We start from the raw sequence: 24,528 nt of genomic DNA on the forward strand, positions 1-24,528 counted from the left end.
CGTCCGACGACCGTCTTGGGTTGGACATAGGCCGCCCACGCCCCTGGGGTGCTCCCCATGCGGGGCGTCCGACGACCGTCCGGGGTACACGGGCGTGGAAGCACGGCTGTTCCGTGGTGGATGCGGGTCAGCGCGCGTGGGCGGTCCGGAAGACCGAAAGATTGCCCTTATTGCCCCACTTTGAGGGTGGGTTGGTGGTGCCGGGCTCGCGCTGACCCGGATCCACCACGGAATAGCCGAGCTGTCGGCCGTCCGCCCCTCTCATCGCCTCTCGTCAGCCCCTGACGGCCGCCGGTCGCGGTCACCGAGAAGCACCCAAGGGGGATGGCGGCCTATGTCCGGCCCCGGTCAGCCTTCAGCCGCCTCCCATCGGACGCGCCTGCGGGTCGTGGGCGGCCTATGTCCAGCCACAGACGGTCGTCGGACGCTGAGAGGTGGGGAGCGGGTAGCGATCGGGCGCGCCCCACCCGACCCAGGGCAGGAACTGGATGGGCCTCGTCTCGGGATCGCCCTCACCGGAGCAGGGTCGGGGGGCTGTGATGTCCCCGCCCCTCAGGCCTTGGACCGGCTCGTTCTTTTGGGGGCTTCTCGGCAGTCTTTCGTTTCTCCGGGGCGGGACGGTCGGTCAAGGGTGGCCGCAGGCCATCGCGAAGCGACGCGACGAAGGAGCGCCCTTGAGGGACCGACCCGACCCGGAGGGACGATGGGACTGACGGGAAACCCCCATACACATCCCTGATGCCGGTCGAGAGGACCCTGCCGTCCCCGCCCCGTCGCGTCTGCCTGATGCCGCCCCAGCAGCTCCCGCTGCCCGAAGCCGCCGCCCGGCTCCCGCTCCCCGGAGCCCCCGCCGCGTCACGCGAACCGCTCTCGCAGCTTGTATTTCAGGACCTTGCGCAGGGCCTCGTTGCGGGGGAGGGATTCCAGGAGTTCCAGTTGTTCCGGGAGTTTGTGGGTTGCCAGGCCTTGGGTGCGGAGGTAGGCCGTCAGTTGGGGGAGGGTGAGGGGGGCTGCTCCGTCGGGTTGTTCGACGACCGCGCAGACGCGTTCGCCGCGGGTCGGGTCCGGGAGGCCGATGACCGCCACGTCCGTGATGCCCGGGAGTTGGTGGAGGAGGTCCTCGATCTCCTTCGCCGAGATGTTCTCGCCCTTGCGGATGATGACGTCCTTGCTGCGGCCGGTGAGCACCAGGTAGCCGTCCTCGGTCAGGTGGCCGAGGTCGCCCGTGACGAGGTAGCCGTCGGGGTCGAAGACGTCCTTCGACCCGGGCCCGTTCAGGTAGCCCTGGCAGACGGCCTCGCCCCGGAGCCGGACCTCGCCGTCGGTGTTCGGGGGCAGCTCGGTGCCGTCCGGGGCGGTGATGCGGATGGACATGCCCGCCGGGGGGCGGCCCTCGGTGGTGGCGAGGTTCTCGGGGGTGTCGTCCGGGGCGCCCATGGTGATCATCGGGACCTCGGTCATGCCGTAGCCGTGGGTCAGCTGGCAGCGCAGCTCCCGTACGACGGCGTGGTAGATCTCGGGCGGCTTGGGGGCGCCGCCGCCCGCCAGGAGGCGCAGGGTGGGGATCAGCGGGATGTCCGGGGCCTTGCGCTGTTCGGTGAGGAACAGGGAGTAGAAGGCGGTCGATCCACCGGCCACGGTGACGCCGTGGCGGCGGTAGCCGTCGAGGGCGTCCGGCATGGCGAACTTCTCGAAGAGGACGGCGGGGAAGCCGTAGAGGAGCAGCATCACCAGGTAGTCCGGTCCGCCTATGTGCGCGTACGGGAAGGCGATGGAGCCGACGTCGGACGGGCGTAGGCGTAGGGCGTGGGCGAGGCAGGAGCCGCCGGCGATCAGGGAGCGGTCGGTGTGCAGGACGCCTTTGGGGTCGGAGGTGGTGCCGGAGGTCCAGTAGATCCAGCGGACGGAGGTGCCGTCCGTGGGGGGCGGGGGCAGGATGGTGGGGTCGCCGTCGGGGAGGGTGGCGTAGGCCTCGAAGGTGCCGCGCGCGCCGAGGCGGGCGGCCATGGCGGTGTGGTCGAAGCCGCGCCAAGCGCCGGGGACGGCGAAGTACTCGGCCTTGGATTCGCGGAGGGCGAAGCCGACCTCGCGGTCCCGGTAGAAGGGGATGACGGGGGTCTGGACGGCGCCGATGCGGGCGAGGGCGGCGGAGAGCAGCACGGTCTCGATGCGGGTGGGGAGCTGCCAGGCGACGACGGTGCCGGGGCGTACGCCCATGTCGTGCAGGCCGGCGGCGACGCGTTCGGAGCGGTCGCGCAGTTCGCCGAAGGTGAGCCGGCGGTCGTGTGCGGGGTCGGCCGTCGGGTCGTCCGTGGCTTCGACGAGGGCGGTGGTGTCCGGGGTCAGTGCGGCCCGGCGGGAGATCAGTTCCCACAGGGTGCGGGACCGGCTCAGTTCTGTCGCGGTCGTGGTGTCCGTCATCCCAGATCTCCCTTTGGCCGAAGGTTGAGCTGACGGATAGTCAGATCTGGCGCAGAGCGTAGAGCGCCGACGCTTGTCGGTCCAGGGGTGGCGGGGCTAGCTTGTTTCTGACGATCCATCAGATCGATGCATTGGGGAGACTGTCATGGAACCGGGACTGCCTCGGATCATCAGCGTCGACGACCACGTGATCGAGCCCGCGCACCTCTTCGACGTCTGGCTGCCCGCCAAATACCGCGATCGTGGCCCCAAGGCCCTCACCGCCGGCATCGGCGAGCTCGCCTACACCGGCGGCAAGTACGTCATCACCATGGACCCCGACGGCCCGCCGACCGACTGGTGGATCTACGAGGACCTGAAGTTCCCGTACAAGCGCAACATCGCCGCCGTCGGCTTCGACCGCGACGACATGACCCTGGAGGGCATCACCCGCGAGGAGATGCGCCGCGGCTGCTGGGACCCCAAGGCGCGCCTCGCCGACATGGACCTCAACCACGTCGAGGCCTCGCTGTGCTTCCCGACCTTCCCGCGCTTCTGCGGCCAGACCTTCGCCGAGGCCCACGACAAGGAGGTCGCCCTCGCCTGCGTCCGCGCCTACAACGACTGGATGGTCGAGGAGTGGTGCGGCGACAGCGGCGGCCGGCTGATCCCGCTGTGCATCATCCCGCTGTGGGACATCGACCTGGCGGTGGCGGAGATCCGGCGCAACGCGGCCCGGGGGGTGAAGGCCGTCACCTTCTCCGAGATCCCCACCTACCTCGGGCTCCCCTCCATCCACAGCGGTTACTGGGACCCCTTCTTCGCCGTCTGCCAGGAGACGGGCACGGTGGTCAACATGCACATCGGGTCCAGTTCCCAGATGCCCGCGGCCTCCCCCGACGCACCCCCCGCCGTCCAGGCCTCGCTCAGCTTCAACAACGCCATGGCCTCGATGATGGACTTCCTCTTCAGCGGCGTCCTGGTGAAGTTCCCGACGCTCAAGCTCGCCTACAGCGAGGGCCAGATGGGCTGGATCCCCTACGCCCTGGAGCGGGCCGACGACGTCTGGGAGGAGCACCGCGCCTGGGGCGGGGTCCGCGACCTGATCCCCGAGCCGCCGTCCACGTACTACTACCGGCAGATGTTCTGCTGCTTCTTCCGCGACAAGCACGGCATCGCCTCCCTCGACGTCGTCGGCCGCGACAACGCCACCTTCGAGACCGACTACCCGCACGTGGACTCGACCTTCCCGCACACCAAGGAGGTCGCCCTCGACCACGTGAAGGGCCTCGACGACGAGACGATCTACAAGCTCATGCGCGGCAACGCCATCCGCATGCTCGGCCTCGACCTGGACAGGAGCCGCCGCTGATGGACCTGACCTACACCGAGCAGGAGCGGGACTTCCGGGCCCGGCTGCGCGAATGGCTCGCCAAGGTGCTCCCCGAGCTGCCCGCCAGGCCGTCCCCCGACGACTGGCCGGGCCGACGCGCCTACGACGCCGGCTGGCAGCGCAGGCTGTACGAGGCCGGGTACGCGGGCCTGCACTGGCCGGTGGACGCGGGCGGCCCCGGCGCCACCCCGACCCAGCACCTGATCTTCCTGGAGGAGACCGAGCGCGCCGGAGCCCCCTACGTCGGCGCGAACTTCGTCGGGCTGCTGCACGCCGGCCCGACGATCGCCGCCGAGGGCACGGCGGCGCAGCGGGCGCGCTGGCTGCCGCCCGTCCTGCGCGGTGACGAGGTGTGGTGCCAGGGGTTCAGCGAGCCGGACGCGGGCTCCGACCTGGCCTCCCTGCGGACGCGAGCCGTGCGCGACGGCGACGACTACGTGATCACCGGGTCGAAGATCTGGACCTCGCACGCGGAGGTCGCCGACTGGTGCGAGCTGCTGGTCCGCACCGATCCCGCGGCGCCCAAGCACCGGGGGATCTCCTGGCTGGCCATGCCGATGGACGCGCCGGGGGTGACGGTACGACCGCTGCGCACGCTCGCCGGGTCGACGGAGTTCGCGGAGATGTTCCTCGACGAGGTCCGGGTCCCGGTGGGGAACCGGGTGGGCGCGGAGAACGACGGCTGGCGCGTCACCATGGTCACGCTGTCCTTCGAGCGCGGTACCGCCTTCGTCGGCGAGGTGGTCGCCTGCCGCCGGACCCTGGGGGAACTGGCCCGGACGGCGAAGGCGAACGGCCGCTGGGACGATCCGGTGCTGCGGCGCCGGCTGGGACGGCTGTACGGGGAGTTCGGCGCGCTGTGGCGGCTCACCCAGTGGAACGTGAGCGAGGCCGAGCGATCGGCGGGCGGGGTCCCCGGCATCGGCGGCTCGGTCTTCAAGCTCGCCTACTCGCACGCCCGCCAGGAGCTGTACGACACGGCGGCCGAGGTCCTCGGGGCCCAGTCGTTGGACCTGGAGCAGGAATGGGTCCTGGACCGGCTCTCGTCCCTCTCGTACACGATCGCGGCGGGCACCTCGCAGATCCAGCGGAACATCGTCGCCGAGCGGATCCTCGGCCTCCCGAAGGGCCGGTGAGGGGCATGGACTTCCAGCCGACCGAGGACCAGAAGGCTCTGCGGGCGGGCGTACGGGGCCTGCTGGCGGGCCGGTACGGACGCGACGCGCTACGGGCGTCGGTGGACTCGGGCGTGGGCGTGGACCGCGCGCTGTGGCGGGAGCTCGGCGAGGCGGGCTTCTTCGCGCTCCGCCTGCCGGAATCGGAGGGCGGTGTGGGGCTGGGGCTGCCGGAGGCGGTGCTGGTCTTCGAGGAGGCCGGGCGGGCGCTGGTGCCGGGCCCGCTGGTGGCCACGCACCTGGCCGCCGGGGTGGTCCCGGGGGCGGCGGCGGGGACGGCGGTGGTGAGCGCCTTCGACCTGGGCGGGCCGCTGGTGGCCCACCTGGGGGACGCGGACGCGGTGCTGGGGGCGTCCGAGGTGCCGGCGGGCGAGCCGGTGCGCTCGGTGGACCCGCTGACTCCGCTGCACCGGGTGGCGGTGGCGGGCGACTCCTCGGCGTACCGGGAGGCGGGGGCGCTGCTGACGGCCGCGCTGCAGGTCGGGAGCGCGCTGCGGACGGTGGAGCTGGCGGTGCGGTACGCGGGTGAGCGCGAGCAGTTCGGGCAGCCGATCGGGGCGTTCCAGGCGGTCAAGCACCTGTGCGCGCGGATGCTGGTACGGGCGGAGGTGGCCCGTACGGCGGTCTACGCGGCGGCGGTGACGGGGGAGGCGGGCGAGGTGGCCGCGGCCAAGCTCCTCGCCGACGAGGCGGCGGTGCGCGGTGCCCGGGACTGCCTTCAGGTGCACGGCGGGATGGGCTTCACCTGGGAGGCGGACGTGCACCTGCACCTGAAGCGGGCCTGGGTGCGGGCCGAGCAGTGGCGGACGGCGGCGCAGGGGGAGGAGGTGCTGGCGCGGGAGTTGTTGGACTCGACGGGATAGGCCGGGCCGGGCGGGGTATGTGATCAAGGCAGGGGGTCGGCCGGGCGCCCTCGGTGGGCGTAGCTCACCGTGATGCGGAGGCACGGGAAGGACGACGCGGGACGCATGTCCGATTACAGAGAGTTGATATCGGTTTGTGTCCTTCGCCCAACCCCTTGCGACCCGGAAGCGGGGGACCGCTCCGGTACGCTCCCACGAATGCGAGCGGTTGAGCGGCGCAGGCGTCGCACAGTATGCACCACGCCCACTCCTTCGCGCAGGAATATGCCCGAAGCGCTTGTCGTGGTGACTGTATGTCAACCATGCTGCTACGGAAGGGGGTCACAGTCGGTGATCCCGTCCTGTCGCGAGGCGAAGTGTCCGCCGGTTCGGATGGTGTGAGCGGTGCAGGTGCTTCAGGTTCAGCTGGAGGTCGGAGCGGATCCCGCCGAGGTCGGCCGGGCCCGCCGGTGGGCACGTTCCCGGTTGGCCGGGTCGGGCATAGGGGACGACGAGCCGCTCGCCGAGACGCTGATCCTGCTGATCTCCGAGCTGGTCACGAACGCGGTCGTGCACACGGGCTGTCCGGCCGTGCTGCGGATGCTGTTCGGGGGGCCGGGGGTGCGGGTCGAGGTGGCCGACGCGAGCGACCGGGCGCCGAACCGCCGGCAGGCGTGCGGCGAGGACACCGGCGGGCGTGGCCTGGAGCTGGTCGACGGCCTGGCGGACCGCTGGGGCTGGCAGCGCGAGGGTGCGGGCAAACGGATCTGGTGCGAGATCGACCGCGCGCAGAAATCGACGTCGGACTGCGCCTCCGAGCGGCCCTCGGACGGCCCGTCGGAATTTCATACCCCGCCCCGGGAACCGCGCGTGTACCTCTAACGAGGTGTTGACGGTTCGTCACATCTTGATCACCCTGGTGTGGAGCGATTCGACGCGAGGGGACGCCAAGGCAGGCCTTGACGAGTGCGGGTCGTGGGGTGGCGGCTGCCGTGCCGCGCTCGGGGCGTGCACGCGCGCCGCCGCCACCCGCAACACCTGCACGGCCTCCTCCCTGAGGGAGGAGGCCGGACCGGGGTTCACGGGCGGGCGGTTCGCAGGCGGGCCGTTCACAGGCTCGCGAGGAGGTCGTCCAGCGCGGCCGGTACCCGTGCGAGGTCGAGGGCCTCGACGAGGAGGCGGCCGTAGCGGATCTTGCGGCCCTTCGTCGTGCCGAGGAAGCGCCGCAGCTGCTGCTCCGCGGGCCGACCGCGCTGGGCGGGCTGGCGTACGAAGGTCTCCCAGGAGCGGAGCTCGCCCTCGGCCCGCAGGATCTCCTCGATCCGCGTGGTGCCCAGTGCACGGATGAGTTCGTCCTCCAGGTCCGCCACGCACACGAAGAAGCCCTCACGCGGTGCGCCGGCCCGCTCCAGTGCGCGGTCGTAGAAGGGTTGTTCGCGTTCGTCGCTCAGGCCCGTCAGGCGCAGGCCGAGGCCCGGCGGGCCGAGGAGCCCGGTGTAGCGGGCCACGCTCATCGCGCCGCCCATCGGTACGACGCACACGCCCTCGGCGGCCAGGTCGCGGCCGCGCCGCTCGGCGAGCGCCTCGACGGCCGCGTGGTCGCTGGGCCCTTCCAGCAGCACCGCCGTCCGTACGCCGAGGCGGGCGGCCAGCTCGCGTGCGGCCTCGCCGGTACCGCCGCTCGCCCAGTCGTCGACCGCTTCCCGGAATGCCCGCATGTCCGCCATGGGGTGAGTCTGCGCCTTCGTGGATGCCGGGGGCGCGGAATTTTCCGCCGGGGCCGGCTCCTGAGCCGGCGGTCAGGGTGGATCGGTCGCCGAACCGCCGTGTCGGCATGAGGTCTTTTCCATCGGCGGCAGCAGTGCCGCGAGCGGCGGGGGAAGTACGGACCGAGCCGGGGGCGGAGACGTCCCACGGCGGTGGCGTCGCAACGCACGCCACCGCCGCCAGGGTCGAGGGCCGTCTAGCCGTCGGTGCAGATCACGTCGTACGGGCGGCCGATCGCCATGGTCAGCTCGATCGGGTCGGTGGTGCCGGAGGGGCACTCGGACTTCGTCTTGACGAGGCCGAGGACCTTCTGGGCGCCCGAGCCGCCGCAGGCGACCTCCTTGGCCTGGGAGGTCACGCAGTCACCCTTGACCAGCTGGCCGCCACCCGCGCCGGCGTCGCCGGGGTGGTCGGCCGACAGGTTGCGGCCGCAGACGGTGTTGGTGGGGATGCCGCTGCCCTTGCCGCCGTAGGAGATGCTCACGTCGATCATCAGGTCCGTGCCGGGCGGGCACTGGACCGCGTTCGGCAGGATGCTGGCCTCCTTGATGTCGATGGCCTTGAAGGTGGCCCCGGAGTCGGAGCAGCCCGTCGGCTTGTATCCGTCGGGCGCCTTGGACGGGTCGGGGCCGCCGCAGTCGCCGACCTTCCAGGAACTGGAGGTGTCGGAGGAGGACTCGGGGGATCCGGGGTCCTTGGCGGTGGGCTTGGTGGACGGGGAGGCGGTGGGGGACGCCGTCGGCTTGCTGTCGTCCTTCTGCTGGGACCGCATGACGAAGTAGCCGCCGATGATGACCACGACGAGGACGATGACGGCGACGACGTTGCTGCCCGAGCGGCGCCTGGGGGCAGGGGGAGGCGTTACCTGGTACGGGTTGGCCATGCGAGCTTCTCCTGCGGGGAAGGGGGTGGGGACGGGGCGTGACGCGCGTACGGTGACGCGACATGTCCACCTCATGGTTCCACCGCGGACGGCTCGGGGGTGGCCGGGGTCCCGCAGGCCGGCGCCGCCCGGCCGTCGGGGTCAGAGGACGGCCACCGGGGCCACCGGGGTGCCGGTGCCGCCGACGAAGGGTTCGGGCATCGCGGAGAGGAGGAACGCGTACCGGTTCTCTTCTGCACAGGCTGTGGACAACTTTTCGAGATCCCAGTTCTGACCTTGGTGCATGCCCATCTCGACCAGGTGGAGGGCGTGGACCGGGAGCCACAGGTTCTCGATCTCCGGCGGGAAGATCTCGAAGGTCAGGGTGTCGTTGGCGACGGCCGCCACGTCCCGCGCGTGGAACCACTCGGGCGTGCGCACGGACAGCCCGGGCGAGGGGAAGCCGTAGCCGTGCTTGTCGCCCGCCAGGTAGGCCTGGATCTGGCCGGTGCGGACCAGGACGATGTCGCCGGGGCGGACGGTCACCCCGCCGAACTCCTCGGCCTCCGTGAGGTCCCCGGGGGTCACCGCGTGGCCGCCCGGCAGCCGGTCCAGCCCCTTGGCGCGCGCGACGTCGAGGAGCACCCCGCGCGAGACGATGGGGCCGGCCTTGTCGATGCCGCTGAACTCGGCGCGGCCGTGCGCCGTGATGGTGCCGGCCGGGCGGCCGTTGTAGATCTTCCCCGAGTGCGAGACGTGGGTGAGGGCGTCCCAGTGGGTGCCCGCCTGCAGTCCCATGCTCACGGCGTCGTCGCTGCACGCCACGGTGCCGGGCCCGAAGAGTTCCTGGTTGATCTGCACCATCGTGTGCAGCGGGTTGATCCGGCCGGGGATCATGCCGACCTGGACCCCGTCCTCCTTGAGCGGGAGCGCGAGCGGGATCCGGCGGCCGGTGCGGATCTCGGCCGCGGCCCCCCGGACCACCTCGTCGGTGATCAGGTTCAGGGTGCCGATCTCGTCGTCGGCGCCCCAGCGTCCCCAGTTGTTGACGCGCTTGGCGATGTCGTGGAACTCGGCGGGCAGGGTCATGGGCGTCGACAGCTCCTTGCGTGGATGCGGCGGTTACGGCGGCAACAGGGGCTTGTGCAGGTGCATCTGACTACCCATAGAATCTAACGGTCCGTCAGAAATCGCGGGAAGGGGCCGGACGTGGGGAACTTCTTGGCAGGCAAGGTCGTCGCCGTCACCGGCGCCGGCCGGGGCATCGGGCGGGCCGTGGCACTCGCCGCGGCCGCCGAGGGAGCCAAGGTCGTCGTCAACGACTACGGGGTCGGGATCGAGGGCGCGGAGCCCACCAGTGAGATCGCCGAGGCCGTGGTGAAGGAGATCGTCGCCCTCGGCGGGGAGGCCGTCGCCGTCGCCGACGACATCTCCACGATGGCGGGCGGCCAGCGCCTCGTCGACACCGCGCTCGCGCGGTACGGCAGCATCGACGGCGTCGTGTGCGTGGCCGGCAACCTGCGCGAACGCATGCTGTTCAACATGTCCGAGGAGGAGTGGGACCCGGTCATCGCCACCCACCTCAAAGGCACCTTCACCGTCTTCCGCGCCGCCTCCGCCGTCATGCGCAGGCAGGGCTCGGGCACCCTGATCGGCTTCACCAGCGGCAACCACCAGGGCTCCGTCGCCCAGGCCAACTACAGCGCCGCCAAGGGCGGGATCATCTCCCTCGTCCGTTCCGCCGCGCTGGGCCTGGCCAAGTACGGGGTCACGGCCAACGCCGTCGCACCCGTCGCCCGGACCCGCATGTCCGCGAACGTCCCCATGGAGCTCAAGGAGATCGGCGAACCCGAGGACGTGGCGGCGCTGGTCACCTACCTGCTCAGCGACCGGGCCAAGGCCGAGGACATCACCGGGCAGGTCTACACGATCGCCGGCCCGAAGATCGCCGTCTGGGCGCAGCCGCGCGAGCTGCGCGCCGGATACGCCGAGGGGTCCTGGACGCCGGAGAAGATCGCCGACTTCCTCCCCGGCACGGTGGGCATCGACCCCATGCCGATGCTCGCGCAACTGGAGGCCATGGCCAAGGCGGCGGCCGCCAAGGACCGCCCCAACGCGTAGGACCCACCGGACAGGACCAGGGGGAGCGGCGTGGACTTCAGCTTCGGGGCCGAGGACGAGGAGCTGCGCGGGCACGCCCGGGCGTGGCTCTCGGAGCACCTCGTGGGCCCGTACGCGCAGGCCGTCGGTCTCGGCGGGCCGGGCAGCGAGCACGAAGGGGCCGGGATCCGGCGGGCGTGGGAGCGCGAGCTCGGCCGGGGCGGCTGGATCGGGCAGGGCTGGGAGGCCGACGGGTGGGGCAACCGGCGGCTGTCCCTGACCGGCCAGGTGGTGTGGGCCGAGGAGTACGCGGCCCTGCGCGCGCCCGGCCGGGTCGGCCACATCGGCGAGAACCTCCTCGCCCCGACCCTCATCGCCTACGGGTCGCCCGAGCAGCGGGACCGCTTCCTGCCCGGGATCGCGCGCGGCGAGGAACTGTGGTGCCAGGGGTACAGCGAGCCGGGCGCCGGGTCGGACCTCGCGGGGATCCGGACGGCCGCGGTACGGGACGCCGCCGACGGGCTGTACCGGGTGACCGGCCAGAAGATCTGGACCTCGCTCGCCCACGACGCCGACTGGTGCTTCGTCCTGGCCCGCACCGAGCCCGGCTCGCGCCGCCACCGAGGGCTGTCGTTCCTGCTCGTACGGATGGACCAGCCCGGCCGCATCGAGGTGCGGCCGATCCGGCAGATGTCGGGCACGAGCGAGTTCGACGAGGTGTTCTTCGACGGGGCGGTCGCGGCGGAGGTCGTCGGTGCCGAGGGCGACGGCTGGACCGTGGCCATGGGGCTGCTCGCCCTGGAGCGGGGGGTCTCGACCCTGGTCCAGCAGATCGGGTTCGCGGCGGAACTGGAGCGCGTACTGGCGTCGTACGTGGCGCGGGCCGCCTCGGGCGCCGGGGACCCCGTCCTGCGGGAACGCCTCGTCCGCCAGTGGGCCGAGCTGCGCACGATGCGGTGGAACGCGCTGCGCACCCTCGGCGCCACGGGAGCCGCGGGCGGCCCGGGAGGTGCGGGCCGTGCGGCGGACGCGGGCGCGCCCAGCGTGGCCAAGCTGCTGTGGGGTGGTTGGCACCGGCGGCTCGGGGAGCTGGCGGTGGAGGTCCGCGGCGCGGCGGCCACGGTCGGGCCGGCGCTCTGGGCGCCCGAGGTCCCGTACGAACACGGACTCGACGAGGAGCAGCGCCTGTTCCTGTTCACCCGTGCCGACACCATCTACGGCGGCTCGGACGAGATCCAGCGGAACATCATCGCCGAGCGCGTGCTCGGCCTGCCTAAGGAGCCCAGGTGAGAGGCGTCGTGTTCGACGGCAAGCAGGCCCAGGTGGTCGACGACCTGGAGATCCGGGACCCTGGGCCGGGGGAGGTGCTGGTCGCGATCGGGGCGGCCGGGCTGTGCCACAGCGACCTGTCGGTGATCGACGGGACGATCCCGTTCCCGCCGCCGGTGGTGCTCGGGCACGAGGGCGCCGGGATCGTGGAGGCGGTGGGTCCGGGCGTCACCCACGTGGTGCCCGGAGATCACGTGGCCCTGTCCACCCTCGCGAACTGCGGGGCGTGCGCGGACTGCGACCGGGGCCGGCCGACGATGTGCCGCAAGGCGATCGGGATGCCGGGACAGCCGTTCTCGCGGGGCGGGAAGCCGCTGTTCCAGTTCGCCTCCAACTCCGCCTTCGCGGAACGCACGATCGTCAAGGCCGTGCAGGCGGTGAAGATCCCGGCCGACATCCCGCCGACCTCGGCGGCGCTCATCGGCTGCGGGGTCCTCACGGGCGTGGGGGCGGTACTGAACCGGGCGCGTGTGGACCGCGGTGAGACGGTGCTCGTCATCGGCACCGGCGGCATCGGGCTGAACGTCCTGCAAGGAGCCCGGATCGCGGGCGCCTCGACGATCGTGGCGGTGGACGCGAACCCGGCGAAGGAGGCGGTGGCCCGGCAGTTCGGCGCCACCCACTTCATCGACGCCTCCGCCGTGCCCGACTCGTCGGCGGCGGTCCGCGAGATCCTGCCGACCGGCGCCGACCACGCCTTCGAGTGCGTGGGCGACGTCAAGCTGATCCGCCAGGCGATCGACCTCCTCGACCGGCACGGCCAGGCGGTCCTGCTCGGCGTGCCGGGCTTCAAGGAGGAGGCCTCGTTCCTCGTGTCCTCCATGTACCTGGACAAGACGATCATGGGCTGTCGGTACGGGTCCTCGCGCCCGCAGCGTGACATAGCGCTCTACGCAGAGCTCTACCGGCAGGGCAGGCTGCTCCTGGACGAGCTGGTGACGGAGGTCTACCCGGTCGAGGACTTCGCCAAGGCCGTGGACGACGCCCACCACGGGCGGGTGGCGCGCGGGGTGCTGACCTTCTGACCCGCCCACCGGAAACGACTCGGCTCCTCCGCCGACGGAAGGGGACCGTCGGCGGAGGAGCCGTGGACATCGACCGGGTGACCGTGGGTCGGTCAGTCGGTCAGTCGGTCGGCAGGTCGGTCAGCCGATCAGCAGGGTGGCCGATCAGTCGAGGACGTCCGGGATCGGGTCGGTGTTGCCGCGCTGCAGCGCCGCCCCGGAGCCGGCGGTCGAACCGAGCGCCCAGTCCATGAGCTTCATCGCGTCCGCGTAGCGCTCCTCGTCGTTCAGCAGGACACCGATGACGGTCTTGCCGTTACGGGTCGCGGAGTAGACGAGGCACTTGCCCGCGGCGGTGCCGGTGCCGGTCTTGACCCCGGTGGCACCCGGGTACGCGTAGCCGGTGGGACGCTCGCGGATCAGCAGGTTGCTGTTGCCCCACGTGGCGTCGGTCGAGGTGCCGCCCGTGCTGTAGGTCGTCGCCGCCACGATCTTCGGGAAGGCGACGCCCGACATCGCGTACTTGGTGAGCTTCGCCAGGTCGCGGGCGGTGGTGAGGTTGTTGCCGGTCGGCGAGATGCCGTCGAAGGAGTCGTAGACGGTCTTGGTCATGCCCAGCGCCTTCGCCTTGGCGTTCATCTGCGCGATGAAGTCCGCCGTGCGGGCCTGGGTGGTCGCGCCCTTGCCGAAGGTGTCGGCGAGCGCGTAGGCCGCGTCGCAGCCCGACGGGAGCATCAGACCGTAGAGCAGCTGGCGGACCGTCGGGGTGGAACCCACCTTCAGGTGGGCCGAGCTGGCGCCCTCGCGGACGACGTAGTCCGCGTACTCCTGCTTGATGGTGACCTTCTGGTCGTAGTTCAGGTTGGCCGTACGCATCACGACCTGGGCGGTCATGATCTTCGTGGTGCTCGCCATCTGACGCTGGGTGTCGGCGTCCTTGCTGGTGAGCGTGGCCCCGCTGGTGCCGTCGATCAGGATCGCGCCGGCGGCGGTGACGGGAGGCGCGGCCACCGGGGCCGCCGACGAGGTCGGCGAGGCGGCCACCAGGAAGGCCCCCGTGGCGACCGTGACGGCGATGGCGCCGCGCGTGCGGCGCATCAGGTTGAGTATCAAATCGAATCCCCGCGTATCAGAAGAAGTCCGACGGGGTCGGAACGCCTGAGTGGTCCGCCCCCCGTGGGGAGCTTACGCAGCGGAGCCGACACCCGGACGTCGAAGTGCCCCGGCGGGGGCGGTGGGTCGAGCGTCCGCCCTGCTCGTCGGAGGTCCCGTCAGTCGGCGAGGCGCCCGAAGCGGCCCTTGTGGAACAGGAGCGGTTCGCCCTCGCCGGCCGCGCCCATGGCCACCACGCGGCCCACGACGATGAGGTGGTCCCCACCGGTGTGTACCGCCTGGATGCGGCAGTCGATCCAGGCGGGTACCGCGTCGAGCTGCGGTGATCCCGTGACGGGGGCGGGGGAGTGGGTCACCCCGGCGAACTTGTCGGCGCCGCTGACGGCGAAGGAGCGGCACAGCTCGCCCTGTTCGGCGCCGAGGATGTTCACGCAGAACACCCCGGCGCGGGCGATCCGCGGCCAGGTCGTCGACGTGCGGGCCACCATGAAGGTGACCAGGGGCGGATCGAGGGACAGCGAGGCGAAGGACTGGCAGGCGAAACCGGCCGGGCCCTCCTCGGCCTCGCCGGGGGGTGCGGTGATGACGGTGACCCCGCTGGCGAAGTTACCGAGGACGGACCGGAACTCGGCGGGTGAGACCGGCGCGCGCTCGTCCTCGCCGACGGCCCGCAGGTCGGGACGCGGCAGGGCATCGACGGACTCGGGTTCCCGCTGCGCCGAGGCGGAGGTGGGGGAGCCGACTGACCTGAGGTATCGGACGACGGTGGCCGCCATCCCTGCATGTCCCATCACATCCACGATTGAAACTGACGAGTCGTCAGATAGGAAGGGGTGGGGCGCCGGCCGCTCGCCGGGCCGCCCGGTGATGCCGGACCCACGGGTGCCGGGCGAGCTCGCGGCGCGACCACGCGTCGCACGCCGATTCTCGGCCAACCAGCCTGTGACGTAGTGAACATGAGGCACCGTCAAGGCCGCCCGACCCCGTGTGTAAGGTCGGGTCCAACGGCAACGGCGTCGGCGCTGGGGTGGTCATGGGCAGTGGCAACGGCTTTCGCTACCGGGCCGAACGGATATCGCTCGGAGCGATGGCGTCGGCAGGCATCCTGGTCCTGCTCGCCGACCTCTTCGGCTGGCTCGACAAGATGGCCCCCGGCGGCACCCTCCCGAAGATCACCCTGCTCATCCTCAGCACGGTCACGCTGTTCCTCCTGATGGAATTCGACCGCCTGAAGGTGCTCGACAACATCAACACACAGATCTCCGGCCTCACCCTCGACGGACTGACCGGCGAGCTCAGGCGGCAGCACTACCTCGGCGTGACCAAGGTCCACGCGGTCTTCTCCGACGAGGAGTTCAAACGGCTCCTGGGGGCGGCCCGCCACGAGGTCGCCATCCTCCAGACCTGGATACCCAACCTCAGCCGTCTCGAGGAAGAGCTGGAGCGAGCGGTCACCGAGCGGAACGTCCAGGTGCGCATCCTGCTGCTGCACCCGAAGTCCGCCGTCGCGGACCTACGGGACGAGGCCCTGCGCGCCACTCGCAGCTCCGTGGACGTCGGCGCGAGCCTGGACATCCTCAAGGCGATCCACGACCGCCTCGCACCGGAGCTCCGGACCAGGCTCAGCGTCCGGGTCTACAACTCCCTGCCGTCGATCGCCGTCTACAAGGCCGACGAGCACTACCTGGTCAGCTCGTTCCTGCACGGACAGCTCGCCATCGAGTCGCCCCAGACCGAGATCGACGGATCCGACACCGTGATGGGCCGGCAGGTACAGAAGGAACTGGACACCCTCTGGGGCATCGGCAGCGAGGTCGACCTCCGCGACCCGATGCGATCGATCGACATCCATTGATCACAAGACCGACCGGGAGAGAAGGGACGGGACACGCCGTGCGCGACCTGGACAGGTTCGAGGACGAACTGATCGAGCAGTACGAGCGTCATCCGGTGCTCGCGGACATCGCACGGCTCCCCGACGAGGACTTCGCCGAGATCCTGCTCCAGCGGCGCTTCCTCTCCCTCGCCTTCACCCCGGCCTACGACCTGGCGATCGACCTGCTGCAGGACGAGCCCGGGCTGCGGATCGCCCGCGTCATCCTCCGCGAGGAGTACCCCGACGGACGAGGACACACCCCCTCGCACCGCGAGGACATGACGCACGACATGCGCCGGCTCGGGATCTCGCGCGACGACATCGTCCGGTCGCGGCCGACGGAGGCGACGAGACGGGCCATCGAGGACACGTTCGCCCTGATCGCCGACGCGGGCGCCCACGAGCACCCTGACCTACGGCTCCTCACGATCCTGCGGTTCTGGGGCGAGATCCTGGTCTCCGTCGAGTACGGCCGGCTCTGGGAACGCATGGCGCCGCTGCTCACCGGGGACGGCGAGAACCGCTCGCGCTTCTACTACCCGCACCACGTGCACGATGCCAAGAAGCGATCCCTCGAGAGCGTCTCCCTGCTGTCCACCACCCACTCCGACCGCCTGGGCACCCGAGTACGGGAGCTGCTCACCGGCATGGACGAGGCGGCGGCGGCCGCGTGCTTCAGGGAGGCGGAGGAACACTCGCTGCGGCTCAAGGTGTCCTTCTACGACCAGTTCCGGGCCGCGGCGGTGCGCGCTTCCGTACACCCGCACGGGTGAAACCCCGGGCCTCCGTGGGTCCGTACGCCCGAGCGCGGGTGGAGGCTCGGCATCGTGGCAGCGACCTCGTACCGCCGCCGTACCCCGGGAGGACCCCATGCTCGGCACCGACTTCACCACCGGATCACCCAACTGGCTCGACCTCGGCAGCCCCGACACCGAGGCGGCCGCCGAGTTCTACGGCGCGGTCCTCGGCTGGCAGTTCGTGTCCGCCGGGCCCGAGGCGGGCGGGTACGGGTTCTTCCAGGTGGACGGCAAGACCGTCGCCGCGCTCGGGCCGCTCACCGAGGAGGGCGCCACGTCCGCCTGGATGCAGCACTTCATGAGCCCCGACGTCCAGGCGACCGCGGCGGCCGTCACCGCCGCCGGCGGCACGGTCCGGATGGAGCCCATGGACGTCATGGGAGAGGGCCGGCTGGCCCAGTTCACCGACCCGCAGGGCGCCGAGTTCGCCTGCTGGCAGCCCGGGAAGACCGGCGGACTCCAGCTGACCTCCGCCGACAACTCGCTGGTGTGGACGGAACTCCACGTGGCCGACCCGGTCGCCGCCGTCGCCTTCTACGCCGGGCTGTTCGGCTGGCGCAGCGCCGAGATGCCCGCGCCGGGAATGACGTACCGGGTGGTCAGCACCGCCGACGGAGACCAGCAGGACGCCTCCTTCGGCGGGGTCGCCCCCCTCATGGACGGCGGCGAGGGCGAGCAGGCGCGCTGGGTGCCCTACTTCGCTTCGGCGGACGTCGACGCCACCGTCGCGGCGGCCAAGGCGAACGGCGGCTCGGTGATCATGCCGGCCACCGACCTCCCCGAGGTCGGTCGGATGGCCTGGCTGGCCGACCAGGCCGGCGCGGTGTTCGCGCTGCTGAAGCCCGACCCGCGGATGTAGCGGCAGGCCTTCGCCGTTCTCAGCGGCCGAGGTACTTGGGCGTGCGGCGCTCCACGAAGCTCGCCACGCCCTCGTTCGCGTCGGCGGTGGTCATGTTGATCTCCTGAGCGGTGGCCTCGGCGGCGAGCGCGGCCGCCCGGTCGCCGTCCAGGGAGGCGTTGACCAACTGCTTGGTCATGGCCAGTGCTCGGGTGGGCCCCTGGGCGAGCCGCTCGGCCCATTCCCGGGCCGTCGCCTCCAACTCGTCGACCGGAACCACCCGGTTGACCAGGCCCAGGCGCTCGGCCTCGACGGCCGGGACGGCATCACCGAAGAACATCAGCTCCTTGGCCTTCTGCGGGCCGACGAGCCGGGGCAGCAGATACGCGCCGCCGCCGTCGGGGACCAGGCCGCGGCGGACGAACACTTCGATGAACCGTGCCGGTTCGGCGGCGATCACGAGGTCGCAGGCGAGGGCGAGGTGCGCGCCGATACCGGCGGCCGTGCCGTTGACGGCGGCGAGGACGGGCTTCTCGCAGTCGAGCACGGCGGTGATCAGACGCTGCGCGCCGAGCCGGATCATCCGGGCGACGTCCCCCGCGACCCGCTCGCCCGCCGGGGCGCCGGGGCTGCCGCGCAGGTCGGCGCCGGCGCAGAAGCCCTTGCCGGTGGCGGTGAGGACGACCGCGCGGACCGCCGGATCGGCGGAGGCGTCGGCGAGCAGCGCGATGACGCGCTCGCGCTGGTCCCAGGTGACGGCGTTCATCGCCTCGGGGCGGTTGAGGGTGATCCAGGCGACGCCGTTGTCGATGCGGTGGAGGACTTCGTCCATACGTGAACTCCCGTTCGGCGGGCGAGGCCGGAGGTTTCAGCCTCGCCGGCGTTTGAGGCGCGGGTCCGGGCGGAGCCCGGGAAGCGGCGGGTCAGCGGCAGATGGCCAGGGCGTCCAGGGCGACCGCGCCCTGGCCCCGCGGGAGCACCATCAGGGGGTTGATGTCCAGCTCGGACAGCTCGCCGCCCAGTTCCAGGGCCATCCGCTGGATCCGGAGCACGACCTCCACCAGGGCGTCCACATCGGCCGGGGGTGCTCCCCGGACGCCTTCCAGCAGTGCGTGCCCGCGCAGTTCCCGCAGCATCGCCCGCGCCTGGTCCTCGCCGAACGGCGGCACGCGGACCGCCGCGTCGTGCAGGACCTCCACGAGGACCCCGCCCAGTCCGACGGTGACGGTGGGGCCGAAGAGGTCGTCCTGGGTCACCCCGACGACCATCTCCACGCCCCGCTCGACCATCTGGCAGACCAGGATCCCGTCGAGCGGCACGTTCTCGTAGCGGGCGATGTCGGTGAGCTCCCGGTACGCGTCGCGGATCTGGCTCGCCGAGGTGAGGCCGATCTTCACGAGGCCGAGCTCCGTCTTGTGGCCCAGCTGCGGGCCCGAGGCCTTCATCACCACCGGGTAGCCGACCAGTCCGGCGGCGCGGACCGCCGCCGCCGCGCTGGTCACCAGCTGCTCGCGGGGGACCCGTATCCCGTAGGCGCGCAGGAGTTGCTTCGCCGCGTGCTCGCTGAGCTGCTGCGAGGGCCGCATGAGGGCCTGCGCCTTGCGGTACGAGGGTGAGGGTGTGCGCGGGGCGTCCTCGAAGGGGGAGCGGTAGCCGGCGGTGAAGCGGTGGTGGCCGAGGTAGGCGCGGACGGCGCTGATGCAGTTGCCGAAGGTACGGAAGGTGGCCACGCGGGAGGAGCCGAGGAGGGTGGTGCGGTAGGCGTCCTCGGTGCCGACGGGGGAGCCCCAGATCACGCAGATCAGCTTGTCGCTCTGCTCGGCGGCGTCCACGAGGTCCTGGGCGAGCTTGTCGCTCATGGGCGGGAACGGGCCGGTGATCGGGCAGATCAGGACGCCCACTTCGGGGTCCGCGAGGATCGCGTCGATGATCTTGCGGCCGCGCCAGTCGCCGACCGGGTGGCCGCCGTTGTCGACGGGGTTGGCGACGTTCAGGTAGCCGGGGATCCACTGGTGGAGTTCGTCCTGTTTGGCCTGCGACAAGGTCGGCAGGGTCAGACCGGCTTCGGTGGCCAGGTCGGAGAAGTGGGCGCCGGTGCCGCCGGAGATGGAGTAGACGACGACCCCGTCGGCCTTGGGCTTGCGGGCCCGGGCGAGCAGGGTGGCGGTGTCCTGGAGTTCGTCGAGGCCGTCGACGCGGATGACGCCGAACTGGCGCATGGCGGCGTCCACGACGGTGTCGGCGCCGGTCAGCTTCCCGGTGTGGGAGGCAGCCATGCGGGCGCCGGTCTCGGTGCGGCCGACCTTGACGGCGACGACGGGGACCCCGTTGTGGGCGGCCCGGTCGGCGGCGAGCAGGAAGGACCGGCCGTCCTTGAGGCCCTCCACATAGCAGGCGATGGCCCCGACCTCGGGCTGCTCGGCGAAGTAGGAGATGAAGTCGGAGGTCTCCAGGTCCGCCTCGTTGCCGGTGGGCGCCCAGTGGGAGAGCCGGATGCCCAGCTCCTGGAGGGTGTGGACGGGGCGGCCCTGGTGGCCGGACTGGGTGATCAGGGCGATCGCCGGGCCGTCGAGGTCGTCACGGAACTTCTCGAAGGCGTTGAGGTTGGTGTTGGGTCCCAGCAGGCGCAGGCCGGAGTCCCGGACGGCGGCGCCGAGCCGTTCCTGGGCGGCGGCGCCGGCGTCACCTGTCTCGGCGAAGCCGGAGGCGAAGACGACCGCGAACTTGACCTTGGTCTCGGCCAGTTCCTCGATGACGGGGAGCGGGTCGGCGACGAGGAGGACGGCGAGGTCCACCTCTTCGGGCAGGTCGGCCACGGACGCGTGGCAGGTCAGCCCGAAGACGGTGGGGCGGGTGGGGTGCACGGGGTGGATCCGGGCACCGACGCGCTCCGCCCAGGCGATGAGCTGGCGGGTGATGCCGGTGTTGGGTCGGCCCTCCGCGTCGGAGGCGCCGATGACGGCCACGGATTCGGGCCGGAAGAACCGGTCCAGATCGGGCACGTCGGCGTGCAGCGGTCGTCCGCTGACGTCCAGGGGGGCCGCGTCGTCGGCGGACGGGGCCGCGGACGAGTGGACGGCGGTCCTGGGAGACTCCCCGCAGGCCTCGACACGTGCGCGGAAGTCGGTGGTGAGGGTGCCGTGAGTAGATCCAAGCATCGTTGCCGCCCACTCCTGCTCGATGAACCTCGATGGAACTCAATAACTGACGTGTAGTCAGATTACTGAACTGACGTGCCGTCAGGAACAGGGCTGCGCAGGAAAGGTGTGGAGGTGGTGTGGTGAAGTGAACCGTGACAGATCCCGCGGGCACCGGTCCAGGGCGCGATTCGGCCGACCCGGACCGGCGGTCTCCGCGCTCAGACGTGCCAGAGCGCGAACACGCAGGCGAAGAAGGTCACGGTGAACATCGGCACCCACCACGGCGCCGAGCCCGCCTCCCGCGTCGAGCGCGTCACGCGGGCCAGCAGCCGGGCGTTCAGCAGGCCGGCGGTCAGGCAGTACAGGACCCAGGCCGGCTCGAACAGCCAGGGCGGGGCTTCGAAGTAGAAGCTGTAGCCGAGCAGCCAGGTGTCGACCTGGGTGAGGACGAGGAAGAGGTGCAGGACGAGGAGCCACGGCAGGGTGAGCACCACGGCGATGTTGCGGGCCAGGTAGCCGTTCTCGCCGAGTCCGACGCCGCCGGTCATGGCCCACACCGCGAACACCGCGAGCAGGATCAGGTACCCGCGGGACAGCGGCTCGCTCCACGCCGTCCGGGCGGCCTCCCGGATCCGGGCCGGAAGGCTCCTGCCGGGCAGCTTCACGCGGCACCCGTGCCGGAGCGGCGGGCGACCGCCTTGGCGATCTTCTCCGCGTCCATCGCCATCTCCCGGAACATGCCGCTGATGGGGTTCGAGAAGCCGGTGAAGTACAGGCCGCGTGCCTGCTCGGGGGAGCGGGCGCCGTGCGTACGGGGGCGGCCGCGCTCGTCGAGCACCCCCAGGTGGCCGACCAGCTCCTCCAGGGCCCGGCGGTAGCCGGTCGCCGCGATCACCACGTCCGGAGCGATCCGCGAGCCGTCCGCGAGCACCACCTCGGCGCCGTCGAAGGCCTCGACGGCCGCCACCGGTTCCACCTTCCCGCCGCGGACCGCGTCGATCAGACCGACGTCCTGAACCGGTATCGACCCCTGCTTGACCCTGCTGTACAGGCCGGTGGTCGGGCGCGGAAGCCCGTACGCCGACAGGTCCGGCACGGAGACCTTCGCCACGAGCGCGCCCAGCCGGTCCACGAGCCGCGCGGGCAACCGGCGTACGAGGATCCCGCTGCGCTGGGCCGGCCAGCCGGCGGTGGAGCGGCGCAGGATGTGCGGCGCGGTGCGCACGGCGAGCCGCACCCGTGCCGCGCCACCCTCGGCGAGGTCGACGGCTATCTCGGCGCCGGTGTTGCCGACGCCGACGACGAGGACGTCCTGGCCCGCGTACGGCTGGGGGTTGCGGTACTCGCAGGCGTGCAGCAGCCGTCCCTCGTACGCGTCCCGGCCCGGCCGGTCGGGGAGCGCGGGCGTGTGGTTGAACCCGGTGGCGACGACCACGGCCGCGGCCGCCAGCTCGCGGCCGCCGCTGGCGTGCAGGATCCAGCCGTCACCGCTTCCGTCCTCGGCGGGTGTGGCGCGCTCGATCCGGGTCACCTCCACACCGGTGACCAGCTCCAGCTCGTGGAACTCGGCGTACTTCTCCAGATAGCGCACGACGTCGTCGCGGGAGACCCAGCGCCCGAAGCGGCGCGGTATGGCCAGACCCGGGAGGGCGGAGAGCCGGCGCGTGGTGTGCAGGTGCAGCCGGTCGTAGTGCCGCCGCCAGGAGGCGCCCACCCCGTCGGACTTCTCGACGACCACCGCGCGGACCCCGCGGGCGCGCAGTGCGGCGGCGGCGGCGAGGCCGCCGGGGCCGGCCCCGATCACGTACACGGGGCGGGGCTGGGTGGTCAGATCGGGTGCTGTGGGGTCTCCGGGCATGAGGTGTGATCGTATCGCCACGCTGGGTTCATGGGTCTCGGTCGGGCGGGGAATCGATTGCGGATCGATCACGGGCGCCCGGAGCGCCCGCGCGGCCGTGCGCCCGTACCGGCCGGGGCCTTGCGCGATCGCTCCGGATCGGCTCAACTGACGTACCGTCAGATAGGGCGGCCGTGTGCGTGCGCGCGTGTGCGGGTGCACGCGTGGACGCCGATCGCGAGAGGGAGGGGGCTTCCGATGCAGACCATCTGGCTCAGCGGGGCCGAATGGCTCGCCGTGCTCCGGATAGGCCTCGGCCTGTGGTGGCTGGAGAGCTGGCGGCACAAGGACAAGAAAGGCTGGTTCGAGCGCGGCACCGGCATCGCCTGGGCCGCCGACGTCGCCGGCAAACACCGCTGGACCTTCGTCAAGGGCGGCTTCGAGCTGGTCGTCGCACCGCGGCCGAAGGCGATGGCGTACATCGTCGTCTACGCGGAACTCGCACTCGGGCTCGGCCTCGTACTCGGCTTCCTGACCCCCGTCGCACTGATCGGCGGACTCCTGCTGAACCTGCTCTACCTCATCCTGATGATCCACGACTGGGCCGAGCAGGGCCAGAACGCGATGATGGCGCTCATCTCGCTCGTCGCGCTCCTCGCGATGTCCTGGCAGACCTGGTCCCTCGACGCGGCGATCGGACTCTTCCTGTGAGCGGCACCGCGCGGTACGACCTCCCCGAAGCCGACGAGTTCACCCGCCCCTACTGGGACGCGGCGGCCGACGGCCGACTCCTGCTACGACGCTGCGCCGACTGCGGGCGGGCCCACCACTACCCGCGCGAGTTCTGCCCGTTCTGCTGGGCGGGCGAGGACCGCGTGACATGGGAGACGGCGAGCGGCCGGGCGACCCTCTACACATGGTCGGTGATCCACCGCAACGACCTCCCGCCGTTCGGCACGCGCGTCCCCTACGCGGCGGCGGTCGTCGACCTCGCCGAAGGCCCGCGGATGATGACCGAGGTGGTGGACTGCGAGGCGGCGGAGCTGCGCATCGGCATGCCGCTGACGGTCACCTTCCGCGAGGCGGCGGACGGGGTGTGGGTGGCGGTCTTCCGGCCCGCGCCCGCGCCGCCGCACTGACGGTCGGGCGTGCTCAGGGCCAGAGCAGCTCACGGCCCCAGGACCCGTCGGCGGTACGGGAGTACCGCAGGCGGACGTGCCGACGCGCGGCGTCCCCCTGGAAGAACTCCACCTCGACGGGTTCCAGAACGTACCGCGTCCAGGTCGGAGCCGGCGCGTCCGGCTCGGCTCCGGCCCGCTCCCAGGCCGCCGCCGAGACCCGCGCCAGCTCCTCCACGGAACCGAGCACCTCGCTCTGCCGGCCGGTGAGCGCGGCGGCGAGCGCACCGCGCGAGCGGACCGCGAGGTCCGCCCGGCTCTCCTCGGGCCCGCAGGCGGCGACCCGACCCCGGACGCGGACCTGACGGCCCACGCTCGGCCAGTAGAACCCGAGCGCCGCCTCCGGGCATCCGGCCAGCTGCACGCCCTTGGCGCTGGTGGCGTGCGAGGCGAAGTGCCAGCCGCGCGCGTCGGCGTCGTGCAGCATCAGCGTCCGCACATCGGGCCGCCCCTGACCGTCCACCGTCGCCAGACTCATGGTGTGCGGCTCCAACTGCCCCGCCCGCGCGGCATGCACGAACCACTCCCGGAAGAGCGGCAACGGCTCGTCGGGCGCGGCTGCGGGGTCGAACCCGGGGAGCGCGGAGTCCCACACGCGCAGGGAGTGGAGGGTGGCGTGGAACGCGTCGGGGCGGGCCTCGCCGGCCGGGTCGGTGCTGCCGGTGCTGTTGCTCTCGCTGCTCATGGGCCCCATGGAACAGCAGGGCGGGGGCGGGGGCCAGGGGGGTGGTGGCTTCGGGGAGCGGGGGCTTCGGGGGGCGGGAGCCGGCCGGGCGGCATCGGGGGTGGGTATGGGGGTTTCCCGTCAGTCCCATCGTCCCTCCGGGTCGGGCCGGTCCCTCAAGGGCGCTCCCTGCGGTCGCGTCGCTTCGCGATG

23 protein-coding genes are annotated in these 24,528 nt (G+C 71.8%); 12 read left to right on the plus strand and 11 right to left on the minus strand.

Annotation, left to right across the window (positions count from 1 at the left end; all coding sequences use genetic code 11):
- Positions 1-855 precede the first annotated feature (855 nt).
- The gene (locus tag ACGFYY_RS37725; RefSeq protein ID WP_393716571.1) at positions 856-2,421 is read right to left on the minus strand and encodes an AMP-binding protein; all 1,566 of its coding nucleotides are present in this window, start codon (positions 2,419-2,421) and stop codon (positions 856-858) included.
- A 145-nt stretch (positions 2,422-2,566) separates the two neighbouring features.
- On the opposite strand from ACGFYY_RS37725, the gene ACGFYY_RS37730 reads away from it, so the two are divergent.
- From ACGFYY_RS37730 to ACGFYY_RS37745, 4 genes are all read left to right on the plus strand, one after another.
- Positions 2,567-3,772 (plus strand): amidohydrolase family protein, encoded by a 1,206-nt coding sequence (locus ACGFYY_RS37730; RefSeq protein WP_365276687.1) that lies wholly within the window; start codon positions 2,567-2,569, stop codon positions 3,770-3,772.
- The gene (locus ACGFYY_RS37735; RefSeq protein WP_393716573.1) at positions 3,772-4,929 is read left to right on the plus strand and encodes an acyl-CoA dehydrogenase; all 1,158 of its coding nucleotides are present in this window, start codon (positions 3,772-3,774) and stop codon (positions 4,927-4,929) included. The genes ACGFYY_RS37730 and ACGFYY_RS37735 overlap by 1 nt, the downstream gene beginning before the upstream one ends.
- Positions 4,930-4,934: 5 nt before the next feature.
- On the plus strand, positions 4,935-5,831 hold the full coding sequence (locus ACGFYY_RS37740; protein WP_393716575.1) for an acyl-CoA dehydrogenase family protein: 897 nt from the start codon (positions 4,935-4,937) through the stop codon (positions 5,829-5,831).
- Positions 5,832-6,215: 384 nt separating this feature from the next.
- On the plus strand, positions 6,216-6,692 hold the full coding sequence (locus ACGFYY_RS37745) for an ATP-binding protein (protein ID WP_314251800.1): 477 nt from the start codon (positions 6,216-6,218) through the stop codon (positions 6,690-6,692).
- Positions 6,693-6,919: 227 nt separating this feature from the next.
- Here ACGFYY_RS37745 and ACGFYY_RS37750 read toward each other — a convergent pair whose 3' ends face one another.
- The 3 genes from ACGFYY_RS37750 to ACGFYY_RS37760 all read right to left on the minus strand — a co-directional run bounded on the left by ACGFYY_RS37750 (position 6,920) and on the right by ACGFYY_RS37760 (position 9,528).
- Positions 6,920-7,537 (minus strand): TOPRIM nucleotidyl transferase/hydrolase domain-containing protein, encoded by a 618-nt coding sequence (locus ACGFYY_RS37750; protein ID WP_393716578.1) that lies wholly within the window; start codon positions 7,535-7,537, stop codon positions 6,920-6,922.
- Positions 7,538-7,773: 236 nt separating this feature from the next.
- The gene (locus ACGFYY_RS37755) at positions 7,774-8,460 is read right to left on the minus strand and encodes a hypothetical protein (protein ID WP_393716580.1); all 687 of its coding nucleotides are present in this window, start codon (positions 8,458-8,460) and stop codon (positions 7,774-7,776) included.
- Positions 8,461-8,601: 141 nt separating this feature from the next.
- Positions 8,602-9,528 (minus strand): cyclase family protein, encoded by a 927-nt coding sequence (locus ACGFYY_RS37760; protein WP_393716582.1) that lies wholly within the window; start codon positions 9,526-9,528, stop codon positions 8,602-8,604.
- 120 nt (positions 9,529-9,648) lie between these two features.
- Between ACGFYY_RS37760 and ACGFYY_RS37765 the strand changes: the two genes are divergently transcribed.
- Genes ACGFYY_RS37765 through ACGFYY_RS37775 form a run of 3 tightly spaced genes read left to right on the plus strand, consistent with a single transcriptional unit; the run spans position 9,649 to position 12,893 of the window.
- On the plus strand, positions 9,649-10,560 hold the full coding sequence (locus ACGFYY_RS37765; RefSeq protein WP_393716584.1) for an SDR family oxidoreductase: 912 nt from the start codon (positions 9,649-9,651) through the stop codon (positions 10,558-10,560).
- A gap of 30 nt (positions 10,561-10,590) precedes the next feature.
- The gene (locus tag ACGFYY_RS37770) at positions 10,591-11,829 is read left to right on the plus strand and encodes an acyl-CoA dehydrogenase family protein (protein WP_393716586.1); all 1,239 of its coding nucleotides are present in this window, start codon (positions 10,591-10,593) and stop codon (positions 11,827-11,829) included.
- Positions 11,826-12,893, plus strand: coding sequence for a Zn-dependent alcohol dehydrogenase (locus ACGFYY_RS37775; RefSeq protein WP_365276710.1), 1,068 nt, complete (start codon positions 11,826-11,828; stop codon positions 12,891-12,893). The genes ACGFYY_RS37770 and ACGFYY_RS37775 overlap by 4 nt, the downstream gene beginning before the upstream one ends.
- A gap of 144 nt (positions 12,894-13,037) precedes the next feature.
- Here ACGFYY_RS37775 and ACGFYY_RS37780 read toward each other — a convergent pair whose 3' ends face one another.
- Both ACGFYY_RS37780 and ACGFYY_RS37785 read right to left on the minus strand, forming a co-directional pair.
- Entirely contained in the window at positions 13,038-13,970 is a 933-nt protein-coding gene (locus ACGFYY_RS37780; protein ID WP_365276713.1) for a serine hydrolase, read from the minus strand.
- A 173-nt stretch (positions 13,971-14,143) separates the two neighbouring features.
- The gene (locus ACGFYY_RS37785; protein WP_393716607.1) at positions 14,144-14,761 is read right to left on the minus strand and encodes a flavin reductase family protein; all 618 of its coding nucleotides are present in this window, start codon (positions 14,759-14,761) and stop codon (positions 14,144-14,146) included.
- A gap of 257 nt (positions 14,762-15,018) precedes the next feature.
- Between ACGFYY_RS37785 and ACGFYY_RS37790 the strand changes: the two genes are divergently transcribed.
- The 3 genes from ACGFYY_RS37790 (at position 15,019) to ACGFYY_RS37800 (ending at position 17,517) form a co-directional block, all read left to right on the plus strand.
- Positions 15,019-15,840: a hypothetical protein gene (locus tag ACGFYY_RS37790; RefSeq protein WP_393716589.1), complete on the plus strand. Its 822-nt coding sequence runs from the start codon at positions 15,019-15,021 to the stop codon at positions 15,838-15,840.
- 38 nt (positions 15,841-15,878) lie between these two features.
- Positions 15,879-16,634: a hypothetical protein gene (locus ACGFYY_RS37795; protein WP_393716591.1), complete on the plus strand. Its 756-nt coding sequence runs from the start codon at positions 15,879-15,881 to the stop codon at positions 16,632-16,634.
- Between the two features lie 97 nt (positions 16,635-16,731).
- The gene (locus ACGFYY_RS37800; RefSeq protein ID WP_365276722.1) at positions 16,732-17,517 is read left to right on the plus strand and encodes a VOC family protein; all 786 of its coding nucleotides are present in this window, start codon (positions 16,732-16,734) and stop codon (positions 17,515-17,517) included.
- Between the two features lie 19 nt (positions 17,518-17,536).
- Here ACGFYY_RS37800 and ACGFYY_RS37805 read toward each other — a convergent pair whose 3' ends face one another.
- The 4 genes from ACGFYY_RS37805 to ACGFYY_RS37820 all read right to left on the minus strand — a co-directional run bounded on the left by ACGFYY_RS37805 (position 17,537) and on the right by ACGFYY_RS37820 (position 22,494).
- The gene (locus tag ACGFYY_RS37805; protein ID WP_393716593.1) at positions 17,537-18,328 is read right to left on the minus strand and encodes an enoyl-CoA hydratase/isomerase family protein; all 792 of its coding nucleotides are present in this window, start codon (positions 18,326-18,328) and stop codon (positions 17,537-17,539) included.
- A 91-nt stretch (positions 18,329-18,419) separates the two neighbouring features.
- On the minus strand, positions 18,420-20,654 hold the full coding sequence (locus ACGFYY_RS37810; RefSeq protein ID WP_393716595.1) for an acetate--CoA ligase family protein: 2,235 nt from the start codon (positions 20,652-20,654) through the stop codon (positions 18,420-18,422).
- 200 nt (positions 20,655-20,854) lie between these two features.
- Positions 20,855-21,301 (minus strand): hypothetical protein, encoded by a 447-nt coding sequence (locus ACGFYY_RS37815; protein WP_393716597.1) that lies wholly within the window; start codon positions 21,299-21,301, stop codon positions 20,855-20,857.
- Positions 21,298-22,494, minus strand: a complete 1,197-nt coding sequence (locus ACGFYY_RS37820; protein ID WP_393716599.1) for a flavin-containing monooxygenase — start codon at positions 22,492-22,494, stop codon at positions 21,298-21,300. Before ACGFYY_RS37820 ends, ACGFYY_RS37815 begins: the two co-directional genes overlap by 4 nt.
- 237 nt (positions 22,495-22,731) lie before the next feature.
- Between ACGFYY_RS37820 and ACGFYY_RS37825 the strand changes: the two genes are divergently transcribed.
- Together ACGFYY_RS37825 and ACGFYY_RS37830 are read left to right on the plus strand one after the other, a co-directional pair.
- Entirely contained in the window at positions 22,732-23,184 is a 453-nt protein-coding gene (locus ACGFYY_RS37825) for a DoxX family protein (protein WP_393716601.1), read from the plus strand.
- Positions 23,181-23,612 (plus strand): Zn-ribbon domain-containing OB-fold protein, encoded by a 432-nt coding sequence (locus ACGFYY_RS37830; RefSeq protein WP_393716603.1) that lies wholly within the window; start codon positions 23,181-23,183, stop codon positions 23,610-23,612. Before ACGFYY_RS37825 ends, ACGFYY_RS37830 begins: the two co-directional genes overlap by 4 nt.
- Before the next feature lie 13 nt (positions 23,613-23,625).
- Here ACGFYY_RS37830 and ACGFYY_RS37835 read toward each other — a convergent pair whose 3' ends face one another.
- Positions 23,626-24,336: a pyridoxal 5'-phosphate synthase gene (locus tag ACGFYY_RS37835; RefSeq protein ID WP_393716605.1), complete on the minus strand. Its 711-nt coding sequence runs from the start codon at positions 24,334-24,336 to the stop codon at positions 23,626-23,628.
- Positions 24,337-24,528: the final 192 nt, after the last annotated feature.

Origin of the sequence: Streptomyces sp. NPDC048331 (genome assembly GCF_043201215.1) — a bacterium.
Taxonomy (GTDB): Bacteria; Actinomycetota; Actinomycetes; order Streptomycetales; family Streptomycetaceae; genus Streptomyces.